Source organism: Klebsiella sp. JN_Kp121, from assembly GCF_040062145.1.
GTDB lineage: Bacteria > Pseudomonadota > Gammaproteobacteria > Enterobacterales > Enterobacteriaceae > Klebsiella > Klebsiella aerogenes.
Map to the genome: position 1 here is coordinate 201,586 of NZ_JBEAHX010000008.1, position 14,891 is coordinate 216,476.

Genomic DNA, 14,891 nt, shown 5'->3' on the forward strand with positions numbered 1-14,891 from the left:
GTCACCTAGTAAACTAATAGGTAGTTAATTATGTATCTGAGGTGTGAGATGAAACGCTTATTGACCACGGCGCTGTTAGCCACGATGTTCGTATCCGGTATGGCCTGCGCGGCTGATGTAACCATTCCATGGGCGGCGAACAGCGGCGGTACCGAAAGTACCCATATTGCGGCGATGGGCCAGGATCTGAATGCGCAGCATCAATTGGTGACGAAGACGAATGAAGGGGTGTGGGCGGCAAATTCCGGGAGCATCAGCTCGGATGAAGCGGCGCTGACCAGTCAGAAACCTGCTTTTGCCGGTTATCCGGAGCTGATGCCGCACCAGGGCTAAGCATAAGAGAGTGCCCGGTTGCTATCGCGCAACCGGGCATTTTTTTATTGATTGATCGGCTGCCATCCCGCTGCTGAATCGGGGGCAAAATGCGTAATTGCCTGCGCTTTCGTCGCGCTCTCTTCGCCCAGGTTCGCCTGCCAGACTTGATCATTCTGATCGATCATGAAGCTCATCACCCCGGTTTCTCCCCATTCCACCGGCCAGGCCAGTAAGGCGACGCCTTGGTTATCGTTATCGGCGATAATGCGGAAGCGGTAGCCATGATAACCGGCGCCGGGCTCAGCCGGGCTAAAGGCCGGCCCCAGCGGGCTGGGCGTTTCGCCCGGTGAGGTTGGCCAGTACAGGCCATCTTTTTTGCCTTCGCTGCTGATGATTTTTTGCGCCCAGCGATGATTCATTTGATAGTAATCCTGCTGGGCATCAACGTAGGCGTGCATGGCGGCAATTGCCGACAATTCATTGCGGCCGATGGCGCGTGTGAGAATTTCATCTTCTCCGGCCGCCATATCAAAACGCCAGCCCTGTTCATCTTTGACAATGGGAATCGGCAACCGCCACGCTTCACTACCGACATCAAGCCAGGCGCTATTACCCTGCTGGACAATGACGTGTTTCACCTGCCAGTCGCGCTGAAAGCGGTCGACGGCATTGGGATCAATACCATCGGTGGGTAAAAACTGCTGCCAGTTATCGCCGAGCAGATTATTGAGCGCGGCTTTATCACGATGATTGAGCGCATCGGCCAGCGCGCTTGCGGCTTTCTCCGGCGTGGGGAACGGTTGCTGGGCGAAGGCGGCGAGCGGCGACAGCATTAGCGATAATAGGGCGATCTGTAATGGTTTTCTCATCTGCTCATCCTCAGCGACGACGCAATTCATGATGTTCGGAAAGACGCTCTCTGGCGGCGCCGCGCTGTTCGCTGCTCAAGCCGGAAATATTACGGCTTTGCAGCCCGCGCGCCTGCTGTGATTGCCAGGAGGGGGAGCGACTTTCGTTGCCGCTTAAGGCATTGGCGCGTACCGTGCTCACCGCTTGCTGACGTTGGGCCGGCGTCGCGGAGTGAATCTGCTGACGGCGCTGTTGTTGCTGAGGCGTTGGATTCTGCACGTGGCTCTTCACGGCCTCGCGATGCTGTTGCTGCTGTGGCGTTGGGTGTTGCAGCTGCGTTTTCGCCGCTTCGCGACGCTGCTGTTTGGCAGGCGTCGGCGTGCTGTCGTAGCCACGGTAGCTGCTGCGCTGGGTGGCCTGCTTCAATTGTTGAGAGGCTGCCTGACGCTGCGCATCGCGCGAGGCGCTAGTGGCCGCCAGTTTGCCTGCGCTGGCGGCAGGGGCGTTGGGATGCTGGAGCTGCGTCATCGCCGCTTGCCGTTGAGCATTGCGATCGACCGGCGCATGCTGGGTTGCGCTGAGTCCGCCGGGCACATTGGTCTGATGATAGCGCTGGGCGACATTATTATTCGGATAAGGCACGTTGCCGCGATAGGCGGGGTTGTGCTGCCAGTTAACATGGTTACCCGGCAGATTCTGCCCGGTAATGCGGTTGAAATTATTCACATTAATATTGATGTTATCGCCATTGTGCTGGTAACCGCCGTGATGGTAATCATCGTCATCATCCCAGTCGATGCTGCTGAAGAGCGCCCAGGTGGTGGCGACGCCAAGGCTGTAACCAAAACCTTTGACGAAGCTATCGGTGAACTGCTCTCCAGGAGGCGGCGGCAGATAGACCGGGGGATAGGCGCTATTCGGCCAACTGCCGTAGACGGTCGAAGGGTTATAGCTTGGAACGTATACCACCTGCGGATTGGTCGGTTCAATTTTGATGATCTGCGAAGGCGATGGCGTTGAGGTTGTTGAGGTTGATACCGTGCTGCTATTCGATGACCTCGAAGAGGCCGGCGCGGCGGCCGTGACGGTCACCTTTTGTTGCGGTGTGGATTTTAATGTTCCGGTTTGTTGGGCAATAGCGCGCAGGCGCTGTACGGAATCCATCACGTCGTGCGGCTGGGCTAAAAATGCATCGCCAAGGTTTTCTACCCACGGCGGGTTTTCGCCCATCATTGCCAGCAGGGCGGGAAAAGCGACGAGGGATTTAACGCTCGGATCCCACGGCTGGTTGGCAACGGCCTGCACGGCAGCGTCGCCTTTCATCGACGGGTTATCCTGCGACCACTGCACCGCCTGCATGACGTTGTCCGGATAGGTGGAGGCCATCAGTACCTGCGAGAGTAAACTGTCCGGGTAGAGCGCGATTGGCGCGACCCATTGGTCGATTTGCGCCTGGGTATAGGTGGCGGCGACAGGTTGCGCTGGCGCAGTCGCTGGTGCTGACGTTGGCACAGGCTGCGCCGTCACCGGCGCTTCAGCGATAGTCTCTGGGGTACGACTTTTAACATATAGCGTTCCCGCCGCCGCGAGTAAGCCGGCGCTGCAGAGCAGGGCGATAATATGGGGTTTGAACGGTAGTGACATGGAAGCTCCTGACACAGAAATGTTACCCATCTCGCTCAAGTATCGGCGAAAACGGTACGTTACGGGAGTATATGAAGACGATATTGTTTTTTTTGATTTTTGTTGGGATCCTGACATTAAATCTGTAACAGAAATAAATTTATCTACCAGCATTTGAACAGAAAGCCTGCAATATCCTGCCCTTAACGATTCAGCTAAATTTTAATGTTGCTTTTTTGTAAACAGATTAACACCCTTCAAAAATCCTGCTATGCTGCCCTCGCGGTATCGGGCATTTACCCTACAAACTGCTGTCTCACAGGAGCGTGAAGAAAATCGCCTACCGCATTTTACAATGAGAGCGAGGAGAACCGTCGTGCTAGAAGAATACCGTAAGCACGTAGCTGAGCGTGCCGCCATGGGGATTGTTGCCAAACCCTTAGACGCAACCCAAATGGCCGCGCTGGTAGAACTGCTGAAAAACCCGCCAGCGGGTGAAGATGAATTCCTGTTAGATCTGCTTACCAACCGTGTACCGCCGGGCGTCGATGAAGCCGCCTATGTTAAAGCCGGATTCCTTGCCGCTATCGCCAAAGGCGAAGCGACCTCCCCACTGGTTACCCCTGAAAAAGCCGTTGAACTGCTGGGCACCATGCAGGGCGGTTACAATATTCATCCCCTGATTGAAGCGCTGGACGATGCCAAACTGGCACCGATTGCGGCGAAAGCGCTGTCCCATACCCTGCTGATGTTCGATAACTTCTATGACGTAGAAGAGAAAGCCAAAGCGGGTAATGAATACGCTAAACAGGTTATGCAATCCTGGGCTGACGCCGAGTGGTTCCTGAACCGTCCGCAACTGGCGGAAAAAATTACCGTTACCGTCTTCAAAGTTACCGGCGAAACCAATACCGATGACTTGTCTCCGGCGCCTGATGCCTGGTCCCGTCCGGATATCCCACTGCACGCTCTGGCGATGCTGAAAAACGCGCGTGAAGGTATTGAGCCGGATCAGCCGGGCGCAGTCGGTCCGATTAAACAAATTGAAGCGCTGCAGCAGAAAGGCTTCCCGCTGGCCTACGTTGGCGACGTTGTCGGTACCGGTTCTTCGCGTAAATCCGCCACCAACTCGGTGCTGTGGTTCATGGGCGACGATATCCCGAACGTACCGAACAAGCGCGGCGGCGGCCTGTGCCTGGGCGGCAAAATTGCGCCTATCTTCTTCAATACCATGGAAGATGCGGGCGCGCTGCCTATTGAAGTGGACGTGAGCAACCTGAACATGGGCGACGTCATTGACGTTTACCCGTTCAAAGGCGAAGTGCGTAACCACGAAACCAACGAGCTGTTGGCAAGCTTCGAACTGAAAACCGATGTACTGATCGACGAAGTGCGCGCCGGTGGCCGTATTCCGCTGATCATCGGTCGCGGCCTGACGACCAAAGCGCGCGAAGCGCTGGGTCTGCCGCACAGCGACGTCTTCCGTCATGCGAAAGATGTGGCGGAAAGCAACCGCGGCTTCTCTCTGGCGCAGAAAATGGTTGGCCGCGCCTGCGGCGTTGCCGGTATTCGTCCGGGCGCTTATTGCGAGCCGAAAATGACCTCCGTCGGTTCTCAGGACACCACCGGTCCAATGACCCGCGATGAGCTGAAAGACCTGGCGTGCCTGGGCTTCTCCGCTGACCTGGTGATGCAGTCCTTCTGTCACACTGCAGCCTATCCGAAGCCGGTTGACGTCACCACGCACCACACTCTGCCGGACTTCATCATGAACCGCGGCGGTGTTTCACTGCGTCCGGGCGATGGCGTTATCCACTCCTGGCTGAACCGTATGCTGCTGCCTGATACCGTAGGTACCGGCGGCGACTCCCATACCCGTTTCCCGATTGGTATCTCCTTCCCGGCGGGCTCAGGTCTGGTGGCCTTCGCCGCCGCGACCGGCGTGATGCCGCTGGATATGCCGGAATCAGTACTGGTGCGCTTCAAAGGTAAAATGCAGCCGGGCATTACCCTGCGCGACCTGGTTCACGCCATCCCGCTGTATGCTATCAAGCAGGGCCTGCTGACCGTTGAGAAGAAAGGGAAGAAAAACATCTTCTCTGGCCGCATCCTTGAAATCGAAGGTCTGCCGGATCTGAAAGTCGAGCAGGCATTTGAACTGACCGATGCTTCCGCCGAGCGTTCTGCTGCTGGTTGTACCATCAAGCTGAACAAAGAGCCGATCGTCGAGTATCTGAACTCCAACATCGTCCTGCTGAAGTGGATGATCGCGGAAGGTTACGGCGATCGCCGTACGCTGGAGCGCCGTATCCAGGGCATGGAAAAATGGCTGGCGGATCCGCAACTGCTGGAAGCCGACGCTGATGCGGAATACGCGGCAGTGATCGACATCGATCTGGCGGATATCAAAGAGCCTATTCTGTGCGCTCCGAACGATCCGGACGATGCGCGTCTGCTGTCAGACGTGCAGGGCGAGAAGATCGACGAAGTGTTTATCGGTTCCTGCATGACCAACATTGGCCACTTCCGTGCTGCCGGTAAACTGCTGGACAGCCACAAAGGCCAACTGCCGACTCGCCTGTGGGTGGCGCCGCCAACCCGTATGGATGCCGCGCAGTTGACTGAAGAAGGCTACTACAGCGTGTTTGGTAAGAGCGGCGCGCGTATCGAAATCCCTGGCTGTTCCCTGTGTATGGGCAACCAGGCGCGCGTGGCTGACGGCGCGACGGTCGTGTCGACCTCTACCCGTAACTTCCCGAACCGTTTAGGTACCGGCGCCAACGTCTATCTGGCCTCTGCCGAACTGGCGGCGGTCGCTTCTCTGCTGGGCAAACTGCCGACGCCGGAAGAGTATCAGACCTTCGTCGCTCAGGTTGATAAGACGGCGGAAGATACCTATCGCTACCTGAACTTTAACCAGCTGGATCAGTACACTGAAAAAGCTGACGGCGTGATCTTCCAGACCGCCGTGTAATCCGTTCGGTCAGCCCGGCTGACCGTTTGGCTACAAACTCTCCAATGCCCGCTGAACATTGCATCAGCGGGCATTTTTATTTTTAAACCTCCCACCCGTTGCGCTTTTTTTCTTCCTTTCTGCTGCGATAATTAGGTTATGGGTACAGTGCAGCGGTGACGCATTGCCCTTGCAGAGGAAAAGATTATGGATTACGAATTTCTGCGCGATATTACCGGTGTGGTAAAGGTGCGAATGTCGATGGACCACGAGGCGATTGGTCACTGGTTCAACGAAGAGGTGAAAGATAACCTGGCCCTTCTGGATGAAGTGGAACAGGCAGCGCGCACCGTGAAAGGCAGTGAACGTTCCTGGCAGCGGGCCGGCCATGAATATACGTTGTGGCTGGATGGCGAAGAAGTGATGATCCGCGCCAACCAACTGGAATTTTCCGGCGATGAAATGGAAGAGGGGATGAATTACTACGACGAAGAGAGCCTCTCTCTTTGCGGCGTGGAGGATTTCCTGCAGGTGGTTGCCGCATACCGTGAATTTATGCAGCAGCGTTAATGATTCGTTCGGTGCCGGGCGGCGCGGAACCCCGTAGGCCCGGCAAGCAAAAGCGCCGCCGGGCATTTCAGTCATTACACCGCAGGGATATTGCGGGCGTAATAAATTTCCCGCATCTCTTTCCACAGCAGGTCGGTAATCACCTTGCGCTCTTGTTCGCTTAACTCTTCCGGTTTGGTGTGGAACATGTAGTGTTTCAGATCGAACTCTTTCAGCATCATTTTGGTATGGAACATATTTTCCTGATAGACGTTCACGTCCACCATGTCATAGAGCGACTTCATATCTTCTGACATGAAGTTCTGAATAGAGTTGATTTCATGATCGATAAAATGCTTCATGCCGTTGATATCACGGGTGAAACCACGCACGCGATAATCAATGGTTACGATATCGGATTCCAGCTGGTGAATCAGGTAGTTCAGCGCCTTCAGCGGTGAAATCACTCCACAGGTGGAGACTTCAATATCGGCGCGGAAGGTGCACAGACCGCCTTCCGGATGGCTTTCCGGATAGGTATGCACGCAGATGTGGCTTTTATCGAGATGTGCGACCACGGTCTCAGGCAGCGGGCCCGGATGCTCGCTCTGATCGATAAGCTGCGGATCGATAGGCTCTTCGCTAACCAAAATGGTGACGCTTGCGCCCTGCGGTTCATAATCCTGGCGTGCGATGTTGAGTATGTTGGCGCCAATGATTGAACAGGTCTCGGAGAGGATTTCCGTCAGGCGGTTGGCATTATAGAGTTCATCGATATAGGCGATATAGCCATCGCGCTCTTCGGCGGTTTTAGCGTAGCAGATATCGTAAATACAAAAACTCAGGCTTTTAGTCAGGTTGTTGAAGCCGTGCAGCTTAAGCTTTTTCAATTTGGTTCACCTCCTCGTTTCAGGTTAGCTGGCGGTCAGCGCGTCCAGCAGGTATTGCGGTAGCGCGAAAGCCGCGGTATGAATTGCCGGGTTGTAATAACGGCATTGCAGCCCGGCGCTATGGAAGCGGGCCTGAATAATTTCCGTCGACAAATGACGCAGGGCTTCATTATCGGTCGCCCAGGCAAAGGTCATGATACCGCCATAGTAGGTCGGGATCGCCGCCTGGTAGAAGCTGACATCGGTGAAATAGTGGCTGAGTTTGCGATGGCTGCCTACCGCTTCATCCTGCTGCAGGAAGCTTACGCCGTTCTGGGCAACGAAAATTCCGCCGGGGTTCAGGCAACGTTTACAGCCAGCATAAAACGCCGAGGTAAACAGGCTCTCACCGGGGCCGATCGGGTCAGTACAGTCGGAGATAATGACATCAAAAGTTTGTGACGTTTGGTTGACGAAGTTCACGCCGTCATCAATCACCAGCGTAAAGCGCGGGTCGTCATAGGCGCCGGCGTTATGGTTTGGAAGGTACTGACGGCAGAACGATACCACTCCGGCGTCGATTTCCACCATGGTAATGGTTTCGATATGTTGGTGGCGGGAGACTTCACGCAGCATCGCGCCATCGCCGCCGCCGATGATCAGCACGTGCTTTGCGTGACCATGGGCCAGCAGCGGAACGTGGGTCATCATTTCATGGTAAATAAACTCATCGCGCTCGGTGGTTTGCACCACGCCATCAAGCGCCATCACGCGGCCAAATGCCGCATTTTCGAAGATGATTAAATCCTGATGATCGGTCTTCTCATGGTACAGCACGTTATCAACGGTAAAATATTGACCAAAATGGTCGTGCAGCGTCTCATGCCACTGATTACTCTCGGCCATGGCTTACTCCTCCTTTGTTAACTTCTGTGGTGCCCACAAAGCGGGCACCCCATCATAGCCAACTATAGATAGAGATTGATATGGCGAATAGTGAACCTTCTACTGTTTGGCTGAACTCTCGCTAGCGTGAGGTTTTCGGCGCAGGTGTTTTGGGTTGTTGATCGCTATTGGGCCTGACGTCAACAATTCGGACGGTATACACCATCGTCGCGCCCGGCGGAATTTTTCCAGGGATCCCTTTGCTGCCGTAAGCCCGCTCCGGTGGAACCACGATAGTGATGGCGCCATGGTTATTCAGGCGTTTAAGCGGTTCACGGAAGGTCGGGGGATACTGACTTAGCGCCTGTGACCAGACCTTATCTTCGGCTTCCATATCGTTTATCACGGTACCGTCGATCAAGCTTTCTTTGATAACGACGGTGACGATATCGTTATCATCAATTTCACCTTTGCCGGGGTAGTCAATGCGGCTATAGATCCCGCCTTTGAGTAGAACGCCTTTCTGCGCGGCAAATTGCTGCTGATACTCTTTACCTTCGCGGAGGGTTTGCTGCTCAATTTTATCAATGTTTTTGTATAACCGCTGCGACACGTCGAAAAGCGCCTTATTGCGCGCTTGTTCATCCAGCGCCAGCTTACCGGCAAAAACATCGTTAATGCCCTTAATAACGGTCTCCTGTTGCAGATTTAACCCTTTCGCTGCCTGGCTGGACAGCGTTTTAAGCGCATCTTGCCCTATTGATACACCGACGGAGTATGCCTGCTGCTGTGGGGCATTACTGAGGTTTAGCGCGGATGATTTGGTTGCCGCGGTGGTGGTTTTTACTGCGGCGAGTTCGGCGCTCAGTTTCTGTTTCTCCGCCATTGCCGCAGCCAGCTTGTCGCTCAGGGCCTGCTTGTCTCTCTCCAGCGCGTTGAGCTTTACCGTTTGCGCCTGCAGAGAGGCGGCAGAGCGTTTGAGATTATCTGCGCCCTCGGCTTTTTCCTGCTGGAAGGTGCGGGCTTGCTGAACAAGCCGCTTGTTTTCCGTGTCCAGCGCGGTTATCCGGCCCTGAAGCTGTGCGATGGTGTTATTCAACGCTGAATTATCTACCGGCGCTGGCGTGACGGCGGGAGGTTGTGATTTTAGCTGTGCCTGCAGCTGGCGGATGGTCTTATCTTTGTCGGCGATGAGACTTTTTTGCGCGGCCAGTTTTTTTTGCAGTGCTGCCGTATTGTTGTCGCGAGCCCTGGCGGGTTTACTGACCTCCGGTGCCGGAGGTATCTCTTTCTTCTCTTTGTTCTCTTTTTTCTCCTGCTGCTGGACATAGTTGAGAAACGCAGGCGCGCCGTCATCCGCTTGCGCATGACCAATAAAAAAGGACGCCAGCAAAATGAAGGCCAGCGTCAATATATTAAGGCGAATTATCATAGCGCCTGTCACTTCACCGCATTATCGCCGCGCATGACCAGACTATCGATCAGCGACTTTTCAATATCGGCGCAAAGCTTAATGGATTTAAATTGATACATGGAATCGATGCCCTGACGGGTGGGATCGGCGACTTTCGTTCGCACTGAATTATATTGCGACGCCGCACCTATCAGGGCGGTGAATTCACTACCCAGTCTTGAGGCTTCTTTCGGATTAACTTCTTTTAACGAATCCAACGCCTGGCGGCAGGCATTAAGCCGCTCCTGCTCAGCGGCCAGTCGCAGCTTTTCATTCTGTTGCGCATCGGTGGCGATGACGATTGGCGGCGTTATGGGAGCGTTAGCCTGACGATGTGCCTGGCAACCCGCTAACATGATAATAGCGAAGGGAAATAAGCGAAAAATAGGTGAGATATTCAAAATGTCATTCCATGGCAATAAGAGAGGTTGCAGGCGATTTTAATTGTCCTGTTGGTCTTTGCAATAAATGAGGAGTTGAATTATTTACTCTCGAATGTGATTTTTACGGATAAATTAAACTTTTGGTTAGTTAATAAAAATAAAGAAAAATAGGGGCGTGAAATAAAAAATATCGGTTAATGAATTCATATTTCGTCAATGCTGGTGGAGAGGGTGAGGCGTGAATACACAGATGCAGCCGCATCGCCGCGGCTGCAGATAGGCTTACTTCACATAGGCCAGCAGGCTGAGGGAGTCTCGGGCCAGAGCTTTGCATTTTTTGGCTGTTGGGATTTTGATACCGCTGAGATCGCGATAGCTGTCCTCACCTAATGCTTTCATATTAAAGCTGTCGTAGTTGCTGAGGTCCCATTGGTTTTGCTGGGCAAAAAAGACCAACGCGCGGCGAATTTGCGTATTTGGCAAATTTTGATAGCCGCAATCGTTTTTCAGGAATACAAATACCGCCGTTAAATCAGCCATATCTTCCGCTTCGGATTCACTTAATGCATAGCTATTGGCGGAGAGGGCGAGCAGGCTGCCAAACAGCATTGTTCTGAAAAACGTCTTCATTTTTTCTACCATTGAAACACGGACAATCAAAGTTAGCATACTTCTTTACACCACGCAGAGCTTTATTCACAAGCTTCTGCTTGACCTTCCCGTTGCGGGAGGGTTTAAGCTTAAATATTCACCAGCAGAATAAAAGGATGTGAAAATGCAACGTCGTGAGTTTATCAAATTAAGCGCCGCGCTTGGCGCGGTCAGCGCCTTACCGCTCTGGAGCCGTTCGGTATTCGCTGCTGGCCGTCCGGCTTTGCCGGTCCCGGATTTATTGACCGCCGACGCGCGCAATCGCATTACGCTGACGATTCAAGCCGGAAAGACACAGTTTGGCCCGCATCTTGCGACGACCTGGGGTTATAACGGCAACCTCCTCGGGCCTGCGTTGAAGCTGAAGCAAGGTGAAGCGGTGACGGTAGATATTCATAACCGCCTGGCGGAGGAGACCACGGTCCACTGGCATGGGCTGGAAGTGCCTGGCGAAGTCGATGGCGGCCCGCAGGGCGTCATCGCCGCAGGAGCCTCAAGGACGGTGAGTTTTACGCCGACGCAGCGAGCGGCGACCTGCTGGTTCCATCCCCATCAGCATGGTAAAACCGGCCGTCAGGTCGCGATGGGGCTGGCGGGTTTGGTGCTGATTGAAGATGTCGAGAGCGGGCAATTACTGCTGCCGAAGCAGTGGGGAATTGATGATGTTCCGGTGATCGTGCAGGACAAAAGATTCAATGCCAATGGAGAAATAGATTACCAGCTCGATATCATGAGCGCCGCCGTTGGCTGGTTTGGCGATACCCTGTTGACTAACGGCGCGCTGTATCCCGAACACGCTCCGCCGCGCGGTTGGCTGCGCCTGCGTCTGCTTAATGGTTGTAATGCCCGCTCGCTGAATTTCGCTACCAGCGATCGCCGCCCAATGTATGTAGTAGCAAGCGACGGCGGCCTGTTAGCGGAACCGGTCAAAGTGAGCGAACTGCCGGTACTAATGGGCGAGCGCTTTGAGGTATTGATTGATACCCGCGACGGAAAGGCATTTGATCTCCTGACGCTGCCGGTGAGCCAGATGGGGATGGCGATTGCGCCATTTGATAAGCCGCAGCCGGTGCTCCGTATACAGCCGCTATTGATCCCGGCATCCGGTAAGCTACCCGATACTTTGGCGGCGATGCCCGCGCTGCCGTCACTGGAGGGGCTGACGCAGCGCACGCTGCAGCTGTCGATGGATCCGATGCTCGATATGATGGGAATGCAGGCGCTGATGAAGAAATATGGCGACCAGGCGATGTCCGGTATGAACCATGGGATGATGATGGATCATGGCGACATGGGCAATATGAATCACGGTCAGATGAAGAATATGAACCATGGTGGCGGAATGGGACATGGCGCTTCATCTGATAAGGGCTTCGATTTCCATAACGCCAACCGTATCAACGGTAAAGCCTTTGATATGAATGTGCCGATGTTCGCCGCGGCCAGGGGGCAGTACGAGCGCTGGCTGATCTCCGGCAAGGGCGACATGATGCTGCATCCTTTCCATATTCATGGCACGCAATTCCGTATTCTGAGTGAAAATGGCCAGGCGCCAGCGGCGCATCGTCGCGGCTGGAAGGATACGGTAAGAGTGGAGGGCGGGGTGAGTGAAGTGCTGGTGAAGTTCGATCATCAGGCGCCCAAGGAGTTTGCCTATATGGCGCACTGTCATCTACTGGAGCATGAAGACACCGGGATGATGTTGGGGTTCACCGTTTAGGAGTGTGCGGCCTGCCGCCCTCTCCCATAGGGGAGGGGGCAAACAAAAAAACGGCAACTTTCGTTGCCGTTTTGCGTTTTATTTCGCGTCATCCGGTAACGCATAGGCAACGATGTAGTCGCCCATTTTAGTACCGAACGAGCCATGACCGCCGGCAGAGATGACAACGTACTGCTTGCCATTCACTTCATAGGTCATCGGCGTCGCCTGGCCACCTGCAGGCAGACGCGCCTGCCACAGTTTTTCACCATTACTCATGTTGTAAGCGCGCAGGTAGTTATCGGCGGTGGCGGCGATAAACAGCACGTTACCGGCGGTTGAGATCGGTCCGCCCAGCATCGGCATACCCATATTGAATGGCAGTGGAACAGGCAGCGGGAACGGCAGACTATCCTGCGGCGTACCGATGCGTTTTTTCCACACCACTTCGTTGGTCTTCAGATCCAGCGCCGAGATATAACCCCATGCCGGTTGTTTACACGGCAGGCCAAACGGCGACAGGAATGGGTTCAGCGTGACGCCGAACGGGACGCCATACTGCGGCTGAACGCCGGACTCGGTACCAGAGCCTTTCGCGTCTTTTGGCGGTTCCATCGGGTTGCCCGGGCCGCGTGGGATCAGTTTAGAGACGAACGGCAGCGCCATCGGGTTGGCGATAGCCACCTGACGGTTTGGATCGACGGAGATACCGCCCCATTCAAACATCCCCAGGTTCCCCGGGAAGACCAGCGTGCCCTGTTCAGACGGCGGAGTGAAGATACCTTCATAGCGCATCTGATGGAAGATAACGCGGCACACCAGTTGGTCAAACATGGTGGCGCCCCACATATCTGCGCCGGTCAGGTCTTTCTTCGGACGGAAGCTCAGCTCGGAGAACGGCTGGGTTTTAGCAACATAATCGCCTTTCGCCGCACCTTGCGGAACCGGTTTTTCCGGCGCCGGGACCACCAGCTCGCCATTACGGCGATCCAGCACGAAGATGTTGCCGGTTTTGGCCGGAGCGTAAATCACCGGTACGGTTTTACCGTTCACATCAATGTCGGCCAGCGTCGGCTGCGACGGCATATCCATATCCCACAGATCGTGGTGTACGGTTTGGTAGCTCCATGCCAGTTTCCCGGTGGTTGCGTTCAGCGCTACGATAGAGCTGGCGTAACGTTCCTGTTCCGGCGTGCGATTGCCGCCCCAGATATCCGGCGTGGTAACGCCCATCGGCAGATAGACTAAATCCAGCTTCGCGTCATAGGCGGCAGGCGCCCAGGAGTTAGGTGAATTGAGTGTGAAGTGATGCTCATCGCTCGGGATCGCATTAGGGTCTTTCGCACCCGGGTCGAAGGCCCACAGCAGTTTACCGGTATTCACATCAAAGCCGCGGATCACGCCTGATGGCTCGCGGGTTGAGAAGTTATCGGTTACCGCGCCGGCAATGACGATAGTCTTATCGGTGATAATCGGCGGCGACGTCGGTTCATACATACCCGGCGTGGTTACCGGCATATTGGTTTGCAGGTTGAGAATGCCTTTGTTGGCAAAGGTTTCGCACAGCTTACCGTTGTCGGCGTTCACCGCGAACAGACGGCCATCGTTGACCGGCAGAATAATACGGCGCGGGCAGTCGGCGACGACGTCGGCAGGCGCGTTATCTGCTTTGGCTTCATGATAGGAAACGCCACGGCAGGTCACGTGCTGGAACGACGGATCGGCGTTCAGCTGCGGGTCAAAATGCCACTTCTCTTTACCGGTGGCCGCGTCAAGCGCGAACAGACGCTGGTGGGCGGTACACAGATACAGCATGTCGCCAACTTTAATCGGCGTCACTTCGTTAGTGATTTCACCCGGATCGTTCGGCTGCTTCAGGTCGCCGGTGCGGAATACCCAGGCTTCCTTCAGGTTCTTCACGTTATCGGTATTAATTTGCTTCAGCGGTGAATAACGCTGGCCTTCCTGGTTGCGGCCATAAGCCGGCCAGTCGCTATCGGCGACGGTAGAAATCGGCGCGGCCGGCGTCGCGTCAGCACTCAGCGTACCGTTCACTTCCTGCGGATCGTTGAAACCGGCCCAGGTCAGGATCCCGCCGCTAATCAGCAGGGCGATAACCAGACCGCCAACGGCGCCGGCGGAAGGGACCGGCAGACGACGCCAGACAAATGGCAGAATCAGCCAGATGCCGAAGAAGACCAGGATGTCGCTACGCGGCGTCAGCGCCCAGAAGTCGAAACCGACTTCCCATACCCCCCAAATCATGGTTGCCAGCAGCAGGGCGGCGTACAGCCACAGCGCAGCGCGCTTGCCGCGGAACAGCATAACGGTGACGGCCAGCATCACCAGGCCTGCGATAGGGTAGTACCAGGAACCGCCGATAGCGGCCAGCCATACCCCACCGATTAACAGATACAGGCCACAGAAGGCGGCAAACAGCGCCGTCAGCGTGACAAGTAACCGTGATTGTTGAGATTTTGTTTCTGCCATAGAAAGACACTCTTCAGTTGTTAATTTTTTAACTGCAATTAATTATAGGATTTAACAACTGTGATCGGAATCACAAATATGGCTTTATTATTCACTGCACCGAAGATTTCGTTTTGCTGGTATACTGTATCGCTTGCCGGTCAACGTCGATGTGAAAGCAACGGCTTTGAAG

At 54.8% G+C, this 14,891-nt stretch carries 12 protein-coding genes; 4 read left to right on the forward strand and 8 right to left on the reverse strand.

Going from position 1 to position 14,891, the window contains the following annotated elements; genetic code table 11:
- Positions 1-48: 48 nt before the first annotated feature.
- Positions 49-333, forward strand: a complete 285-nt coding sequence (locus tag ABLU86_RS13970) for a hypothetical protein (protein WP_015368219.1) — start codon at positions 49-51, stop codon at positions 331-333.
- Positions 334-377: 44 nt separating this feature from the next.
- Here ABLU86_RS13970 and ABLU86_RS13975 read toward each other — a convergent pair whose 3' ends face one another.
- Entirely contained in the window at positions 378-1,184 is an 807-nt protein-coding gene (locus ABLU86_RS13975) for a DUF2950 family protein (protein WP_015368218.1), read from the reverse strand.
- A gap of 10 nt (positions 1,185-1,194) precedes the next feature.
- On the reverse strand, positions 1,195-2,808 hold the full coding sequence (locus ABLU86_RS13980) for a DUF3300 domain-containing protein (protein ID WP_125992539.1): 1,614 nt from the start codon (positions 2,806-2,808) through the stop codon (positions 1,195-1,197).
- A 355-nt stretch (positions 2,809-3,163) separates the two neighbouring features.
- On the opposite strand from ABLU86_RS13980, the gene acnB reads away from it, so the two are divergent.
- Both acnB and yacL read left to right on the forward strand, forming a co-directional pair.
- Positions 3,164-5,761: a bifunctional aconitate hydratase 2/2-methylisocitrate dehydratase gene (gene acnB / locus ABLU86_RS13985; RefSeq protein ID WP_072201386.1), complete on the forward strand. Its 2,598-nt coding sequence runs from the start codon at positions 3,164-3,166 to the stop codon at positions 5,759-5,761.
- 186 nt (positions 5,762-5,947) lie between these two features.
- Positions 5,948-6,310 (forward strand): protein YacL, encoded by a 363-nt coding sequence (gene yacL, locus ABLU86_RS13990; protein WP_015368214.1) that lies wholly within the window; start codon positions 5,948-5,950, stop codon positions 6,308-6,310.
- 74 nt (positions 6,311-6,384) lie between these two features.
- On the opposite strand, the gene speD is transcribed toward yacL, so the two are convergent.
- From speD to ABLU86_RS14015, 5 genes are all read right to left on the reverse strand, one after another.
- A complete protein-coding gene (gene speD, locus ABLU86_RS13995) occupies positions 6,385-7,179 on the reverse strand; it encodes an adenosylmethionine decarboxylase (protein ID WP_015368213.1) in 795 nt (264 codons plus the stop codon).
- 24 nt (positions 7,180-7,203) lie between these two features.
- Complete coding sequence (gene speE / locus ABLU86_RS14000) at positions 7,204-8,064, reverse strand: polyamine aminopropyltransferase (protein WP_015704420.1); 861 nt, start codon at positions 8,062-8,064, stop codon at positions 7,204-7,206.
- A gap of 121 nt (positions 8,065-8,185) precedes the next feature.
- The gene (locus ABLU86_RS14005) at positions 8,186-9,475 is read right to left on the reverse strand and encodes an FKBP-type peptidyl-prolyl cis-trans isomerase (protein ID WP_125992540.1); all 1,290 of its coding nucleotides are present in this window, start codon (positions 9,473-9,475) and stop codon (positions 8,186-8,188) included.
- An 8-nt stretch (positions 9,476-9,483) separates the two neighbouring features.
- Positions 9,484-9,897, reverse strand: a complete 414-nt coding sequence (locus tag ABLU86_RS14010) for a hypothetical protein (protein WP_020079597.1) — start codon at positions 9,895-9,897, stop codon at positions 9,484-9,486.
- Between the two features lie 264 nt (positions 9,898-10,161).
- Positions 10,162-10,509, reverse strand: a complete 348-nt coding sequence (locus tag ABLU86_RS14015) for a YacC family pilotin-like protein (protein ID WP_015704423.1) — start codon at positions 10,507-10,509, stop codon at positions 10,162-10,164.
- Between the two features lie 145 nt (positions 10,510-10,654).
- Between ABLU86_RS14015 and cueO the strand changes: the two genes are divergently transcribed.
- Positions 10,655-12,250 (forward strand): multicopper oxidase CueO, encoded by a 1,596-nt coding sequence (gene cueO, locus ABLU86_RS14020; RefSeq protein WP_087877142.1) that lies wholly within the window; start codon positions 10,655-10,657, stop codon positions 12,248-12,250.
- Positions 12,251-12,328: 78 nt separating this feature from the next.
- Here the strand turns inward: cueO and ABLU86_RS14025 are convergent, their stop codons facing one another.
- Positions 12,329-14,719, reverse strand: coding sequence for a glucose/quinate/shikimate family membrane-bound PQQ-dependent dehydrogenase (locus tag ABLU86_RS14025; RefSeq protein ID WP_015704425.1), 2,391 nt, complete (start codon positions 14,717-14,719; stop codon positions 12,329-12,331).
- Positions 14,720-14,891: the final 172 nt, after the last annotated feature.